Origin of the sequence: Streptomyces sp. NPDC091412 (assembly GCF_044756885.1) — a bacterium.
In the GTDB taxonomy this organism is placed as follows: domain Bacteria; phylum Actinomycetota; class Actinomycetes; order Streptomycetales; family Streptomycetaceae; genus Streptomyces.
On sequence record NZ_JBIVTV010000038.1, the window covers coordinates 15,586 to 30,166 of the forward strand.

Annotated in this window: 12 protein-coding genes and 1 pseudogene; 10 read left to right on the top strand and 3 right to left on the bottom strand. The window is 68.8% G+C overall.

Features of this window, described 5'->3' with window-relative positions; all coding sequences use genetic code 11:
• Window positions 1-421 precede the first annotated feature (421 nt).
• Window positions 422-1,504, top strand: a complete 1,083-nt coding sequence (locus ACIQMV_RS38180) for a LacI family DNA-binding transcriptional regulator (RefSeq protein ID WP_402597692.1) — start codon at window positions 422-424, stop codon at window positions 1,502-1,504.
• Window positions 1,505-1,874: 370 nt separating this feature from the next.
• Here ACIQMV_RS38180 and ACIQMV_RS38185 read toward each other — a convergent pair.
• Window positions 1,875-2,862: pseudogene (locus tag ACIQMV_RS38185) on the bottom strand (acetylxylan esterase).
• A 322-nt stretch (window positions 2,863-3,184) separates the two neighbouring features.
• Between ACIQMV_RS38185 and ACIQMV_RS38190 the strand changes: the two are divergent.
• The 6 genes from ACIQMV_RS38190 (at window position 3,185) to ACIQMV_RS38215 (ending at window position 10,813) form a co-directional block, all read left to right on the top strand.
• Window positions 3,185-4,429 carry a sugar ABC transporter substrate-binding protein gene (locus ACIQMV_RS38190; RefSeq protein ID WP_402597693.1) on the top strand — a complete coding sequence of 415 codons (1,245 nt, stop codon included), beginning with the start codon at window positions 3,185-3,187 and terminating at the stop codon, window positions 4,427-4,429.
• An 85-nt stretch (window positions 4,430-4,514) separates the two neighbouring features.
• Entirely contained in the window at window positions 4,515-5,489 is a 975-nt protein-coding gene (locus ACIQMV_RS38195) for a carbohydrate ABC transporter permease (RefSeq protein ID WP_402597695.1), read from the top strand.
• Window positions 5,486-6,373 (top strand): carbohydrate ABC transporter permease, encoded by an 888-nt coding sequence (locus ACIQMV_RS38200; protein WP_402597696.1) that lies wholly within the window; start codon window positions 5,486-5,488, stop codon window positions 6,371-6,373. Before ACIQMV_RS38195 ends, ACIQMV_RS38200 begins: the two co-directional genes overlap by 4 nt.
• A gap of 63 nt (window positions 6,374-6,436) precedes the next feature.
• A complete protein-coding gene (locus ACIQMV_RS38205) occupies window positions 6,437-7,633 on the top strand; it encodes a glycoside hydrolase family 1 protein (protein ID WP_402597698.1) in 1,197 nt (398 codons plus the stop codon).
• 267 nt (window positions 7,634-7,900) lie between these two features.
• Window positions 7,901-9,364 (top strand): glucoamylase family protein, encoded by a 1,464-nt coding sequence (locus ACIQMV_RS38210; protein WP_402597699.1) that lies wholly within the window; start codon window positions 7,901-7,903, stop codon window positions 9,362-9,364.
• 708 nt (window positions 9,365-10,072) lie between these two features.
• A complete protein-coding gene (locus ACIQMV_RS38215) occupies window positions 10,073-10,813 on the top strand; it encodes an N-acetylmuramoyl-L-alanine amidase (RefSeq protein WP_402597701.1) in 741 nt (246 codons plus the stop codon).
• Between the two features lie 154 nt (window positions 10,814-10,967).
• Here ACIQMV_RS38215 and ACIQMV_RS38220 read toward each other — a convergent pair whose 3' ends face one another.
• Both ACIQMV_RS38220 and ACIQMV_RS38225 read right to left on the bottom strand, forming a co-directional pair.
• Complete coding sequence (locus ACIQMV_RS38220) at window positions 10,968-11,726, bottom strand: intradiol ring-cleavage dioxygenase (protein WP_402597702.1); 759 nt, start codon at window positions 11,724-11,726, stop codon at window positions 10,968-10,970.
• A gap of 61 nt (window positions 11,727-11,787) precedes the next feature.
• Window positions 11,788-12,162: a DoxX family protein gene (locus ACIQMV_RS38225; RefSeq protein WP_402597703.1), complete on the bottom strand. Its 375-nt coding sequence runs from the start codon at window positions 12,160-12,162 to the stop codon at window positions 11,788-11,790.
• 117 nt (window positions 12,163-12,279) lie between these two features.
• Between ACIQMV_RS38225 and ACIQMV_RS38230 the strand changes: the two genes are divergently transcribed.
• The 3 genes from ACIQMV_RS38230 (at window position 12,280) to ACIQMV_RS38240 (ending at window position 14,438) form a co-directional block, all read left to right on the top strand.
• Entirely contained in the window at window positions 12,280-12,792 is a 513-nt protein-coding gene (locus ACIQMV_RS38230) for a MarR family winged helix-turn-helix transcriptional regulator (RefSeq protein WP_402597704.1), read from the top strand.
• A gap of 93 nt (window positions 12,793-12,885) precedes the next feature.
• On the top strand, window positions 12,886-13,551 hold the full coding sequence (locus tag ACIQMV_RS38235; RefSeq protein WP_402597705.1) for an SDR family NAD(P)-dependent oxidoreductase: 666 nt from the start codon (window positions 12,886-12,888) through the stop codon (window positions 13,549-13,551).
• Window positions 13,552-13,619: 68 nt separating this feature from the next.
• Window positions 13,620-14,438, top strand: coding sequence for an SDR family NAD(P)-dependent oxidoreductase (locus ACIQMV_RS38240; protein WP_402597706.1), 819 nt, complete (start codon window positions 13,620-13,622; stop codon window positions 14,436-14,438).
• Window positions 14,439-14,581: the final 143 nt, after the last annotated feature.

Consider the following 14,581-nt stretch of genomic DNA (forward strand, 5'->3'; position numbering starts at 1 on the left):
CATCTGTCACCCCGACCACGACGGCCAGGGACCCCCACCACAAACCCGACCACCGCAGGCCGGCGTGTAGCGCAGCCCACCTTGGCCGAAGATTGCGCAGCACCCGGCACCGCTGCCCATCAGCTCCCGCCGCTCACACCCGAGGATCCCAGCCGCCGTGGCAAGCCACCTGCGACGACGACTTTTCGAGCGGTACAGGCGCCGCGCAGCCAACCCGACGCTGACCCCATGGCGGAGAGGCAGCGCCTGCACAAGGCCGTCGCCCCTCGTCGCGTCCGGCGTGACCGGAGCCTCGGGGGTGCAGTAATGCACCGTCCCGGAGACCCGGCCTTGCCCACGAGCAATATCCCGAACTAGGGTGAATGCGCTTTCATTCGCTTCAGGGCATTGCCGTGCCTCAACAGACTCGGGGTCCCACCCAGTGAGCACAGCCCCCACGGTGTACGACGTCGCCGAGCGCTCCGGCGTCTCCATCGCCACCGTGTCCCGGGTTTACCGCAACCCCGACTCGGTCCGCGCGCAGACCCGTGAACGGGTCCTCGCGGTGGCCCGTGAGCTCGGCTACGTACCCAGCGGGAACGCGCGCGGCCTCGCCAGCCGCTCCACCGGCGTCCTCGGTCTGTGCTTCCCCGACTACTCCGACCCGGACGCCGAGTCCGAGGCGGAGGCCAGCGCTGGTGACGAGGCGGACGACAACGCCGCGATGCTCTACTCCGACCAGATCATCCGCGGCATGGAGCGCGCCGCGCGCCGCCACGGGTACGCGCTGCTCATCGCGGCGTCCCTCAAGGGCGGGCCGGAGAGCCTGGTGGCGAAGGTGGCGGGCCGGGTAGACGGTTTCGCCGTGCTCGCCCGCACCGTGCCGACCGAGGAGCTGGAAGTCATATCGCGCCGGCAGCCGGTGGTGATGCTCGCCGGGCCGCGCGAGTCCGAGCTGCTCGACCACCTGGACCACATCGAGGTCGCCAACGCCCACGGCCAGCGCGAACTGACCCGCCACCTCATCGAAGACCACGGCCTTCGCCGGCTTGCCTACGTCGGCTCCGCCGAGGAGTCGCCGGACGTCGAGGCACGCTTTCGCGGGTACGTCGAGGCGTGCCGGACCGCGGGGGTGGAGGTGGGCGACGAGCCGGATCTGCGGGCCGGGATGATGACGCAGGCGGAAGGCGCGCGGGCCGCCGACGCACTGCTGGAACGGCGCGGCGAACGCCCCGATGCACTGCTCTTCGCCAATGACCAGATGGCGGTGGGCGCCCTGCACACGTTGGAACGGCGCGGTGTCCGGGTCCCCGAGGACGTGACTGTCACCGGCTTCGACGGCATCGCGCTGAGCCGCCTCGTGCGGCCGGCACTGACGACGGTGCGACAGCCTATGCGACGGATGGGCGAGGAGGCGGTTGAACTGCTCGTACGTCGGCTCAACGGCTCGCAAGGCGGGGAGCCAGTGTCGATGATGCTGCCGGTGTCTGTGGTACGGCGGGCGAGTTGCGGGTGCGAGCGATGACCCTGACCGGGTTCGAGTGCGGGCGATGACGCCGACCGGGACCAGCCCTGCCGGAGCCCGGAGTCGGCGGGACCCGACCCGGCTTCGGCCCTTGTCACGCGTCCACGCGGTGGCGATCGACGTGTCGAGGCTGCCCGAGAAGCCGATGCCGACGCGTTCACTGGCCGGGAGGGAGGTGACGTCTGCGGACATACGAAGGCTATGCAGAATTGCGCCCGGTCACACAAAGGTGATGTGCTCGCATCGGGAAGCGGGGTGGCTCAGGGGGGCGCAGGGTCGAACTGTTAACGCGTGAGACGAGGAGCAGGACCCGTGCGCGGAGCGGGGCTCGCGAACTGTCCGGCCACGCCGGTTCACGAGCCGAGGGGGCCTATGCCAACACCCGACCGAAAAACCCTCCCTTGGCCGCCGCCGGTCGATCCGTCGATTCCGCCTTCCCGGGCCATTCGAAATGACCCGCGTCCAGGACGTGCAGCTCCCGCCCCGCACTCTCCGGCAGCCCGTTGAACACCGCGAAGTGCCCTGGCGGCGGCACCGACGGGTCGAACAGCGCCGGGGCCACGAGCACCGGGGCCCGCACCCGCGTCACTGCCGACGCCGCGTCGAAGTACCGCAGCACCTCCACGATCGCCGGGTGCTCGGCGTGATGGCACCGCACCGAGGCCCCGCTTCCGACGCAGTCCAGCGTCAGCCGCAGCGTGTGGTTCCCGAACGTCGGCACCGTCAGCCGGCCGGCCGCGAACCGCTCGTCCCACGGCAGCGCCAGAAGCTCTCTCCCAGGTATCCGAGTCCGGCCCCCGACTCCCCCAGTTCCGGGACCAGTTCCAGCAACGACGTCGCCGCGCACCACAGATCCGCGACGCACTCCCCGACCACGTACGTCTCGCCCGACGCGATCCCGTGCAGCACGTGCTGGTCCGACAGTGTTGGGATGCCGGGCACCAGCCCCCACTTCCCCATCCCTCGCACGCACGGCAGGATCGCCGCCGACCTCGGCAACGGCAGGGGCACGTCGGGCCCGCCCCGTTACGCCCGCCGTACCCGTGGCCGATGACGAAACCGTGCTCCACCGGCCCCGGGGCGGGGAGCACCAGCCAGCCGCCGAGCCGCACGTCGCCCATCGACGTGTACAAGACCTCGTAGATCCGCACTCCGTCGCGCTCCTCGACGAGCTGCCCGGCCCCCGGTTCCGGCGCGACCAGCAGGGCCTCGCCGTAGCGAGACCGCCAGAAGGCGTCGAAGTCCGTGGGGGCATTGGGGACCGGGACGCGCAGCAGGCCGTCAAGGGTCCGGCCGCAGGCCGGGTCGAGCGGGAAGTCGTGCGGGAAGGAACGCGGAACCGCGTTGGCAGCCGTCATCGCGCCCCTGAAAGGGGGGCCCGGCCGGCGCCGCCAGGGTTCCCGCCGGGCTCCACTCGGACACCCCGTTCCACTTCCGGCACAGCGGACCGCGCTCCGACGCCGGATCTCGGTTGGTTTCTGTGGCAACCGTCGGCACGGATACGCGGGCGGCCGCGAGCGCTGCCATCGTATCCGTGCCGTCATCGCATTCCCGGATGTCACTCCCGTTACGGGAGTGTGACCACGGCCCCTCTTGTCACATCCGCTGGAGCTGCCACAGAGTGATGTATGCGCTTACAGACAGCGCGTACATCCCGGGAACATCGAGGAGGAGCCGCCCATGAACCGCGTCGCCACCACCGCCGCGATCGCCGTCACCCTGGCGTCCGCGCTGACTCTGACCGCCTGCGGCGGTTCCGGCGGCGACGACATCGCAGCGAACAAGAAGCAGACGCTGACCGTCTGGGCGATGGGCACCGAGGGCGAGAAGCTCGCCGACGTCGCCAAGGTCTACGAGAAGGCCAACCCGAACATAACGGTCAAGATCACCCCGATCGGCTGGGACGTCGCGCACCAGAAGCTGGTCGCCGCCGCTGCCGCCGGCCGGCTGCCCGACGTGATGCAGATGGGCAGCACCTACATGGCAGAGTTCGCGGACATGGGCGCCCTGGAGCCCGTCGACACCAAGGCCTTCGAGGAGAAGGACTTCTTCCCGGCCGGCTGGCAGCAGGGCACGATCGACAGTGAGACCTACGGTGTGCCGTGGTACGTCGACACCCGCGTGCTCTTCTATCGCACCGACCTCGCCCAGAAGGCCGGCGTCGAGAAGGCCCCGGCCACCATGGCCGAGCTGCAGCAGGCCGCCGAGGCCTACCAGAAGAAGGCCGGAACCAAGTGGGGCCTGTCCATCCAGCCGGGCGGCCTGGACACCGTGCAGAGCTTCTACCAGTTCCTGTACTCGGCCGACGGCGAGATCGTCACCCAGGACGGCAAGCCCGTCATCAACAGCCGAGCCGCCATCAACGCTCTTGAGAACTACGGCAGTTACTTCAAGAAGGGCCTCAGCGAGAAGTCCGTCCGTCCCGGCTACGACGTGACGAAGGACTTCAACAAAGACTCCGTCCCGATGTTCTTCGGCGGCCCATGGTTCATGGGCCTGCTCGACGACAACTACCCGGACCTCAAGGGTAAGTGGGCCGTCGCGAACGTGCCCACCGACAAGTCCTCCACTTCCATGGCGGGCGGCTCGGCCCTGACGATCTCCGCGGACAGCAAGCACAAGGCCGCTGCCGAGGAGTTCATCCAGTACCTGACCGACGCCAAGGGCCAGACCGACTGGTTCAAGCGCACCAAGGACCTCCCTGCCAACGTCAACGCCTGGAGGTCGGGCGACCTGGCCACCGACCCGAACATGAAGGTGTGGAAGGCCCAGATGGAGTCGGCTAAGGTCTCCCCGGTCCAGCCGAAGTGGACGGAGATCACCTCGAAGGTCGACACGGCCATCGAGTCGGTCACCCAGGACAAGTCCTCCGCGAAGGAAGCGCTCGACAAGGCCCAGGGCGAGATCGAGAGCCTCGTGAAGTGACCCTCGCGGGTTCCCTCCTGAAGCAACCCCCACAAGCCCGCGCACGCAGAGCGAATCGCGCAAGCAATGGTCCGAAGGGCAGAACATGTCCACCACGACACCCACCCCCGCCAGGCCCGGGGCAGCCAACGCCCTGGGGCCCGGCACCAGTTCCGGCAAGGGGCGCGGAAAGAAGCGCTTGATGGGGAAGCAGAACCTGGCCGGCTGGCTGTTCTCCACCCCCTTCCTCGTGCTGTTCGGCGTCTTCATGCTCTTCCCGATCGCCGCGACGCTCCTGATGAGCTTCACCGACTTCGGCCGGCGCAACGTCACCAGGCCGCTGGAGGCGAAGTTCATCGGCTTCGACAACTACGTCCAGCTCTTCGGCGATGACAAGTTCCTCACGGCCCTCTTCAACACGGCCTACTTCGTCGTCATCGGGGTCCCCCTGACGATCGGGCTCGGATTGCTCGTGGCAATCCTGCTCAACAACGGCATCGACCGGGCGCGCACCTTCTTCCGCGTCGGCTTCTACGCCCCCGTGGTCACCACGATCGTGGCCGTGGCGATCGTGTGGCGGTTCGTGCTCGACCCTTCGGACGGTCTGATCGCGGGCCTCGGGGCCGAACTCGGCTTCTCCACACCGGACTTCCTCGGCTCCGAGACCTGGGCCATGCCGTCCCTGATCGCGATGGCGGTCTGGCGCAACCTCGGCACGGTGATGGTCCTGATGATCGCCGGTCTGCAGGCCATCCCGACCGAGGTCCGCGAGGCCGCCCGCCTCGACGGGACGAACGCCTGGCAGGAGCTGCGCCGCATCACAGTGCCGCTGCTGCGCCCGACCCTGTTGTACGCCACGGTCATCACCACAATCGGCTACCTCAACGTCTTCGAGGAGCCCTTCGTGATGACCCAGGGCGGCCCGTCCGACGCCACGCTGACCGTGTCGCTCGACATGTACCGCGAAGGCTTCAACTTCTTCAACATGGGCTACGCGAGTGCCATGGCGTACGTCCTCTTCGTGGTGATCATGGGCATCACGGTGCTGCAGTTGCGACTGATGAGGGACAACACGAAATGAGCGCCCAGCACGCCACCGCGCCTGTCCCGGGCCCGTCCTTGAACCGTCGGCGCCGCCAGGGCCGCGGCCCCCAACCGCTGCTCTACGTCGTCGCCTCGCTGGGCCTGCTGGTGATGGCCGCCCCCTTCCTGTGGATGGCGCTCAGCGCCTTCAAGACCAAGAAGGACCTCACGGCCAGCCCGCCGGTGTGGATCCCCTCCGCCTGGACCCTGCAGAACTTCCGGGATCTGCTCGACCAGCTGAACATGCCGCAGTACTTCCTGAACTCGCTGATCGTCGCGGTGCTCGTGGCCACCTGCAACCTGCTGTTCTGCTCGATGCTCGGCTATGCGCTCGCGAAGCTGAACTTCACCGCACGCTCCAAGGTCTTCGGAGTCGTGCTCGCCGCCCTGATGGTGCCGGGCAACCTCATGATCCTTCCGCTGTACGTCCTGATGAACAAGCTGAACCTGCTTGACAGCTACATGGGCCTCGTCCTGCCGTTCGCAGCAGGCGCCTTCGGGGTGTTCCTGATGCGGCAGTTCATGACGACCATCCCGGACGAGCTGCTCGAGGCGGCCCGGATGGACGGTGCCGGCGAGTGGTACATCTTCTGGCGCATCGTGCTTCCGCTGGTCAAGCCGGCGCTAGCGACGCTGACGATCTTCACGTTCCTCGGGTCGTGGAACAACTTCATCTGGCCGCTCATCGCGACCAACGACCCCAGCAAGTACACGCTGCCGGTGGCGCTCGCGACCTTCGCCAACGACCCCAACCGCACGGTCGGCGGCGGCAACGGAATGCTGATGGCGGGCTCCCTGCTCGTCGTCCTGCCCGTGCTGCTCGTCTTCGCGCTCCTACAGCGCCACTTCACCCAGGGCATCGCCACGGCCGGCATGAAGTGAGCCAGCCCCCAACTCGCGGCTCTCGCACGCTCCTCCCACGCACGTAGAAAGACGGACATCACCATGACGCGCAGCACCACCCCATTCCCCGACGGCTTCCTGTGGGGTGCTTCGACCGCGGCCCACCAGATCGAGGGCAACAACGTCAACAGCGACTGGTGGCGCAAGGAACACGACCCGACGGCGGGGATCCAGGAGCCCAGCCTCGACGCCTGCGACAGCTACCACCGCTGGGAGCAGGACATGGACCTGCTGGCCGAACTCGGCTTCACCGACTACCGCTTCAGCGTCGAGTGGGCACGCATCGAGCCGGCCCGAGGCCACTTCTCCAAGGCCGAGATAGCGCACTACCGGCGGATGGTCGAGGGCGCGATCGCGCGTGGCCTACGGCCGATGGTGACACTGCACCACTTCACCGTCCCCCGCTGGTTCGAGGACTTCGGCGGGTGGACCGCCGACGGCGCCGTACAGCTCTTCGCCCGGTACGTCGAGGAGTGCGCGCCGATCATCGGTGAGGGCGTGCGCCATGTATGCACCATCAACGAGCCGAACATGATCGCCGTGATGGCGGGTCTCGCCAAACGGGGCGACCAGGGCTTCCCGCCCGCCGGTCTGCCGCTCCCCGACAAGGAGACCACGCACGCCGTCATCGCCGCGCATCACGCCGCTGTGAAGGCTGTGCGCGCCATCAACTCCGAGATCCAGGTGGGCTGGACGATCGCCAACCAGGTATACCAGGCGCTGCCCGGCGCCGAAGGCGTCACCGCCGCCTACCGCCACCCGCGAGAGGACGTCTTCATCGAGGCGGCCCGCGGCGACGACTGGATCGGCGTGCAGTCCTACACCCGGACGAAGATCGGGCCCGAAGGTCCCATCCCGGCGCCGCCCGACGCCGAGCGGACGCTGACGCAGTGGGAGTACTACCCCACCGCCGTCGGACACGCAATCCGGCACACCGCCAAACTCATCGGCCCCGACACGCCCTTGGTCGTCACCGAGAATGGCATCGCCACCAGTGACGAGCAGCGCCGCATCGACTACTACACAGGGGCGCTCGACGCCGTCGCCGCCTGCATCGAAGACGGCATCGACGTCCGCGGCTACCTCGCCTGGAGCGCGCTCGACAACTACGAGTGGGGCACCTACAAGGCGACCTTCGGCCTGATCTCTTTCGACCCCGGCACCTTCGAGCGCACACCCAAGCCGGCGGCCCGGTGGCTCGGCGACCTGGGCCGCCAGAAGGTCCTGCCGCGCGTCTGATCCCCCTGCCGGTGGGTGCCGGCACAGTAGCCGCCGCACTCACCTCACGACCGTCCGGAGCGGCACACGCCCCGCCGCCGCCCCGTGACGTACGGGTCCGCGGGACCTGACCCCCGCGAACCCGGCCCCCGCGGGCCCGCGGCCCCTGACTCCGCGGGCCCGCCCAGGTGGGGTCGGCGCGTCCCTGATATGCGCCGACTGCGCCCGCACTCCCACGAGCACCACGAAATCCCCTTCCACACCTGCCCTCTCGGGAGAAGGACCTTCATGGATCGCCGTACCTTCCTCACCGCCGTAAGCACCGGCGGCGCCACCCTCGCGCTCGGCGCCGCACCGTCGGCCGATGCCGCTCCAGCCTCCGGCACGGCCTCGACCGCCAGTGCCGTCTCCTCGCGTCGTCGTCTCGCTCCTACCTCTGATACACCGCCGCTGCGGAAGTGGTTCCACTCGACGTACCGCTCGATCGAGGCAATGACGACCGACTTCGGCCTGGCCGCCGACAAGATCGACGTCAGCGGATCCGGCCGCCCCGTCCCGTCCGTGCAGACCTCGCCGACGAACATCGGCTGTGGGCTGTGGGCGACGGCCGCCGCGGGCGGGCTCGGCGTAATCTCCCGCAACGCGATGGAGCGCAGCCTGACCCGTACTGTGTCCGCGGTTGAGCGGCTGGAGCGGGCGCACGGGTTCTGGTTCAACTGGTACGACGCGCACGACGGTTCCGTCCTGACGACCTGGCCCGAGAGCGGCGCTCCGGTCCGCCCGTTCCTCTCGTCCGTCGACAACGCCTGGCTCGTCACGGGCCTGCGCATCGCTGCCGACGCCGTCCCGGCCCTGCGTCCGCGTGCCGCGAAGCTGCTCGCCGGCGCCGACTGGTCGTACTACTACACGCCGTACGACGCGGCCGACCCGGTCGCGGGCCCAGGCCAGTTGCGCGGTGGCTTCTGGCCCGACAAGCCGGGCAAGGGTGAGCCGACTGGGCACCACTACGGCGCCCTCAACACCGAACCGCGGATGGCCAGTTACCTCGGCATCGCCGACGGCAGCCTGCCCGCCGACCACTACTGGCACATGTTCCGCACGCTACTGCCCGGCAGCGGCCAGGAGCAGGAGCCCGAGGGCTCGTACGTCGCTATCGACGGCATCCGAGTCTGGCAGGGCCACTACACGTACCGCGGCCGCAAGCTCGTCCCCACGTGGGGCGGGTCGATGTTCGAGGCGCTGATGGTGCCGCTGTTCGTGCCGGAGCCGGAGTGGTCCCCGCGCGCGTGGGGCCTCACGCACGACCGGTATGTGCGCAGCCAGATCGAGCACGGCCTGGACGAGGAGAAGTACGGCTACTGGGGCTTCTCCCCCGCGAGCATCCCCGAGGGCGGCTATCGCGAGTACGGCGTCGACGCCATCGGCATGCAGGAGGACGGCTACAACTCCCTCGGCGTCGTCACCCCGCACGCCTCTTTCCTCGCTCTGCCGCACGCGCGCGTGGAGGCGATCGACAACCTGAAGGCGCTCGACGTGGACTTCGGCGCGTACGACGACACGTACGGCTTCCGTGACTCCGTGAACGTGCGGACCGGGCGGGTCAGCGACTTCGTACTCGCGCTGGACCAGGGCATGATCGCCGCCGCGCTCGCGCAACAACTGCGCCCCGGCCTGCTGCAGCGCCCCTTCCGCTCGGGAGGCTTTGCCTCGCGGGTGCGGCCGCTGCTGGCGAAGGAGCGTTTCTCCATCTAGTGCTGTGGCCGGGAAGGTTTGCCGGGAAGCTCGCGGCGTCCGGTGCTGGGGGCACCTCCCACGCCGTTCAGGCAGTGGGGGAACATCGCAAGGCGGAGCATTGCCCGCGTACTGGATGTACTCGGGTGATGCGACAACGCGGCGTGGGGGTACCCCCGGCCGAAGGCTGGGGGAGTGCCGTGCCGGACGCCGCGAGCCGGTGAACCTTTCCGGTCACAGCACTAGCTGGGCCAGCGCAAGGAGCACAAACCTCGTCATCACGGGTCTCCGCCCCAGTGTCGGGGCCGTCCGGCCTGGCGCCGCCCCCGGGATTTCCGTGGCGGCACCCCGGATGAAACCCGCCACGTGAGTCCGCCCCAACTACTTGGAATTGCAGGCTAGTTGTCCTGACACCGCGCTTGACGGGAACCTGTCAACATCCGGACAATCGAACCCCACTTTGCGCCCAACTGGAGGACTGTTGACCCACGGCCCATCTCGCCGCGCCGCGCTGCTGGCGGCAGCCGGCAGCGCGCTCGCGCTGCCCGTCATCTGTTCCGGACCCGCGCATGCCGCCACCCCCCTCCCCGCGGGGAGCGGCGAGCTCCCCATCGTCACGCACCCCCGCCACGCCAGCGCGGTTTATGGCCCCGACGCAGTGCGCAACGCCCACGCCGAGCCGTTAAACGCCACCGTCAGTTGTGCCTTGGGCCGAGGAGGGCGGAGTTGATGGCCACGTTCGTCACCCGCTCCCAGTGGGGCGCCCGGTCACCCAAGAGCGTCAGCAGCAACATCACCCCGGCCCAGGGCGGCGTGGCCGTCCATCATGTCGACGCCGTGAAGGTGGCCAAGGCCAACCACGCCGACTGCGCCGGCCAGGTGCGGGGCATCCAGAACTTCCACATGGACTCCAACGGCTGGTCGGACATCGCCTACAGCCACCTCGCCTGTGTCCACGGCTACCTTTTCCAGGGTCGCGGCGAGAACGTCCGTACTGCCGCCCAGGGCACCACGCAGGGCAACGACGACTGGTACGCGGTCTGTGCGCTGACCGGCGGTACCAGCAGCAACTACGACACCATCACGGCCGGGCTGATCGACGCCATCCGCTACGGAATCGACCGCCTGCGGGTGCAGGGCGGCGCCGCGCAGGCCATCACCGGCCACCGCGACCACCACGCGACTGACTGCCCGGGCAACCTGTACTCCCGCGTACTCAGCGGCGAGGTCAACCCCGTTGGCGGGCCCTTGCCTTATCCCGGAGTAAGCTTCCGCCAGCCGCCGACCTTCGTGCACGCCAGCGTGGCGACCTGGCAGTACCGGATGAACAGCGCGCACGGCTACTCCCTCACCGTGGACGGCCAGTACGGGCCGGGCTCCGACTCCGCCTGCCGCAGCTTCCAGTCGAGCAGGGGCCTGAGCGTGGACGGCATCGTCGGGCCAGCCACCTGGGGCGCCACGTTTGCCTAGTTGTTCTGTCCACAGAGGTTAGAAGCAGTAAACGGCGCCTGGGACTGAGGCTTTGTTTCTACGCCTTGGTGATGTGCGCGAGTTGGGCTGAACTTTGGGCATCCGGCCGGGCCGTGCCGCCGCGCTGGCAGGAGCGGGGCGACACGGCGGACTCTCAAGAAGGGGCGACGGTCACGCTGAATGACGCAATGAGTCCGTTCTGCAGATGACCGGGTATCACCGGTTGCACGTCCAGGAGCAGGTGCTTGCCGCCGGCGGACCGGTAGACGAGGTCGTCGGCGTTGGGCAGCCGCTCCAGCGTGGTGTGCTGGTTGTAGGGCGGGAATACCTCGACGGCCTCGTTGTACTCCTCGGGCAGGTACAGCTGTCCGGTGTACACCTCCCGGCCGTCGACCCGGACCTTGAGATGGATGTGGATGCTGCGGGTGAAGTACCAGCCCGGGTAGATGGTGTCGAAGCCGGCCGTTCCGTCGGCGTCCGCCCTCTGGGAGCCGCGTAGGAAGCGCGACTCGTCGGTGGGCGGGACGTGGCCGGGCTCGTTCATGGTCGGCAGCGTGTCGGGGTCGTGGGCCAGGTGCCCGGAGTAATAGCCGAGCGCGTCGCAGTGCCACACGTCGACCTCGGCGCCCGGGACCGGTATGCCCTGGTCGGCGTCGAGCACGGTGATCCGCAGCTGGAGCGGAACACCGGGACGCCCATCGGCGATGTCCACCCGCTGCCGGGCCTCGCCGTCGGCGGATACGTAGTAGGGGCCTTCGGTCGTCTGCGGGGAGGCGCCTGTGGTGGGCTCGCGGCCCGCATCGGCGCCGGCGAGGACATCCGTTGCCGGTTGGCCGTGTGCCGCCAGAATCGTCTGCAGCGCAGCGACCTGCGCGTCGGCAGTGATGACGCCGTTATTCTCCTCGGGGAGCATTGCTCTTCCTTCTCAGTTCGTGACCCGCATTCGCAGCGGGCCGGTGCTCGTCGCGTAGGGATCAGAAGGCGTGCGGGCCGAAGCGGCCCAAGGCGACGACGGCGGCGAGTGCCAGCAGGACGACGTTGACGGTGATCATCTGGGACTCTTTGCGTCGGCCGTGTGTGACGGCCGCGCCGAGCATCAGCACGCCCAGGCCCGTGGCGGCCACTGGCGCCAGGATCTCCGCGACGCCGACGAGCGGCGGCAGGATCAGGCCGAGGGCGGCAAGAACCTCCAGCGCGCCGATCAGCTTGACGGGCCCCGCGCCGAAGTTCTCGGCCCAGCCGAGCCCGGAGGCAGCCAGTTGCTGCGGCGAGCGGCTCAGCTTCACCGCCCCAGACATGAGGAACACGGCGGCCAGCACGCCCGCGACGATCCACAAGAAGACGTTCATCGGCTCTCATCACTCCATCCAATAACTTCAAGCATGGAGGAACCGTACCGCAGATTCACTTCAAGCTAAGAGTAAGGCGGTTCGCTATTTGCTCCATGCTTGGAGTACATTGGGGCTATGGAAGACGCACCGGACACCATCGAGCCGCGCTGGCTCGACCCTGATGAACAGCAGCAGTGGTACGCGTTCGCCTATGTGCTGACCCAGTTGCCGGCCGCCCTCGAGGCGCGGATGCAGCAGGATGCGGGCATCGCCCACTTCGAGTACGTGGTGCTGTCCGCCCTGTCGATGGCGCCGGAGCGGACCCTGCGGATGAGTGAGCTCGCCCAATACGCGGGCAGCACGCTCTCCCGGCTGTCGAACGTCGTGATCCGCCTGGAGAAGCGCGGCTGGGTGCAGCGCCGCCCCGACCCGTCCGACGGGCGAGCCACCCTGGCCACGCTCACCGACGACGGCATGGACAAGGTCACTGCTGCCGCCCCCAGCCATGTCGACGCGGTCCGCCGCCTGGTCTTCGACCCGCTGACCAAGGCGCAGCAGCGCCAGCTCGGCGCCGTCTCCCAGCGCATCCTCGGCGCGCTCGACGCGCCGTGCCCCACGGACTGGGCACCACCCGGCGCTGTCGAGTAGCCCGTCCGGGACTGCCCCCCGGCCACGTGCCTCCGGCACTTCACCCGGCCTTTCGGCCGGGACCTCACTCCCCACCACCTTAGGAGCTTTGCCATGCCCACTATCGCCATCGTCGGAGCCGGCCCCGGGCTCGGTCTGTCCATCGCCAAGGTCTTCGGCAGCCACGGCTACGACGTCGCCCTGATCTCCCGTTCCAAGGACAAGCTCGACGCCCTTGTCGCCGAGCTCGCCGAGACCGACATCACCGCGGAGGGCTTTGCCGCCGACGCCGCCGACCCGGCCCAGCTCACCGGCGCGCTTCAGAGCGCGATAGCCCGGTTCGGGAGGATCGACGTGCTGGAGTTCTCGCCGCACGCGGGCCTGACCATGACCGCGCCCAAGGACGTCACGCTCGACGCCCTGCGCCCGCAGATCGACAGCCTTCTGTACGGCGCGGTCGCCGCCGTCCAGACGGTGCTGCCCGGGATGCTCGAAGCCCAGTCCGGCACCGTGCTGTTCACCACCGGCGGCGGTGCCATCAGCCCGTACCCGATGCTCGCCGACGCCAACATCGCCCAGGCCGGCCAGCGCAACTGGGCCCTCAACCTCCACAACACCCTTGCCGAACAGGGCATCTACGTAGCCAACGTGGCCATCAACCTGATGATCGCCGCTCAGGCTCCCGAAGGCGTCCCGCACCGCGCGCCCGACGAGATCGCCCTCGACTACTGGAACCTGCACACCAGCCGCGAACAGGCCGAGCACTTCATCAGCGCCTGAGCCAGGCCCACCGACTGCGGGCGGCCCCGGCCGAGACCGGGGCCGCCCGCTCCTTTCCCCGGAGCATCATGAAGACCATCGTCATCGCCGGCGGCAACAGCGGCATCGGTCTCCAGGCCGCCCGCATCCTCCTCGCCGAGGGCAACCGCCTCGTCATACTCGGCCGCCACCTGGGCAAGGGCGAGGCCGCACTCGCCTCGTTCGGCGCCGTCGCCTCCCGCGCGTCGTTCCTCGCCGCGGACCTGTCCACGCACGACGGCGTCCGCGACGCCGCCCGCCGCACCCTCGACGAGAACGAGAACATCGACGCCCTCGTCCACACCACCGGCGTGCTCACCATGGCGGAGAGCCGCACCGCCGACGGGCTCCACCCGTTCTTCGCGGTCAACTACCTCTCCCGCTACCACCTCACCCAGCTCCTCCTACCCGCTCTGCGCCGCGCCGAGCGCCCGGTCGTGCTGATGATGACCGCGGCGGTCGCACCCACCGAAGAGGCCGACTTCGCTCGTTTCCCCGAGTTCACCAGCTTCAACTTCAACCGCGACCGCAAGCCGGTCCAGCTGGGCAACCACCACTACGCCGCCCACCTCACCCTCAACGAGCCCGGCCTCGCCGCCGGGGTGATCAACGCGGGCGCCGTGAAGACCGACATCATGCGCGCCGCCCCCTGGTACATGCGCGCCGGCGCCAAGGTCCTCGGCCCGATCATCTTCGACTCCGTCGAGACCGCCGCGCACAACGTCGCAGAAGCCACCCGCCGCGACGACTGGCAGCCGCCCCTCTACTGGGGCAAGCCCGGCCGCTTCGAGCAGCATGTGCCGATCACTCTCGACACGGCGACCACCCAAGCCCTCATGGACACCTCTCGCACCCTCACCGGCGCCTGAAAACACAACACCCCAGCCTCGGCCCGCGCGCTCAGATGACCAAGCCCTACTAGTAGGGCTTGGTCATCTTCACTCGTGAGTGGCGTGTCTGTTGGTCGGCGGGTGGGGTTGGCATGGTGTGACACCTGAGGAGATGGTCGGGG

What these genes read in the sequence shown, in the direction of transcription:
- ACIQMV_RS38190 (WP_402597693.1), top strand. Translation starts at nt 3,185, where the DNA reads ATGAACCGCGTCGCCACCACCGCCGCGATCGCCGTCACCCTGGCGTCC.
- ACIQMV_RS38195 (WP_402597695.1), top strand. Translation starts at nt 4,515, where the DNA reads ATGTCCACCACGACACCCACCCCCGCCAGGCCCGGGGCAGCCAACGCC.
- ACIQMV_RS38200 (WP_402597696.1), top strand. Translation starts at nt 5,486, where the DNA reads ATGAGCGCCCAGCACGCCACCGCGCCTGTCCCGGGCCCGTCCTTGAAC.
- ACIQMV_RS38205 (WP_402597698.1), top strand. Translation starts at nt 6,437, where the DNA reads ATGACGCGCAGCACCACCCCATTCCCCGACGGCTTCCTGTGGGGTGCT.
- ACIQMV_RS38210 (WP_402597699.1), top strand. Translation starts at nt 7,901, where the DNA reads ATGGATCGCCGTACCTTCCTCACCGCCGTAAGCACCGGCGGCGCCACC.
- ACIQMV_RS38215 (WP_402597701.1), top strand. Translation starts at nt 10,073, where the DNA reads ATGGCCACGTTCGTCACCCGCTCCCAGTGGGGCGCCCGGTCACCCAAG.
- ACIQMV_RS38220 (WP_402597702.1), bottom strand. Translation starts at nt 11,726, where the DNA reads ATGCTCCCCGAGGAGAATAACGGCGTCATCACTGCCGACGCGCAGGTC.
- ACIQMV_RS38225 (WP_402597703.1), bottom strand. Translation starts at nt 12,162, where the DNA reads ATGAACGTCTTCTTGTGGATCGTCGCGGGCGTGCTGGCCGCCGTGTTC.
- ACIQMV_RS38230 (WP_402597704.1), top strand. Translation starts at nt 12,280, where the DNA reads ATGGAAGACGCACCGGACACCATCGAGCCGCGCTGGCTCGACCCTGAT.
- ACIQMV_RS38235 (WP_402597705.1), top strand. Translation starts at nt 12,886, where the DNA reads ATGCCCACTATCGCCATCGTCGGAGCCGGCCCCGGGCTCGGTCTGTCC.
- ACIQMV_RS38240 (WP_402597706.1), top strand. Translation starts at nt 13,620, where the DNA reads ATGAAGACCATCGTCATCGCCGGCGGCAACAGCGGCATCGGTCTCCAG.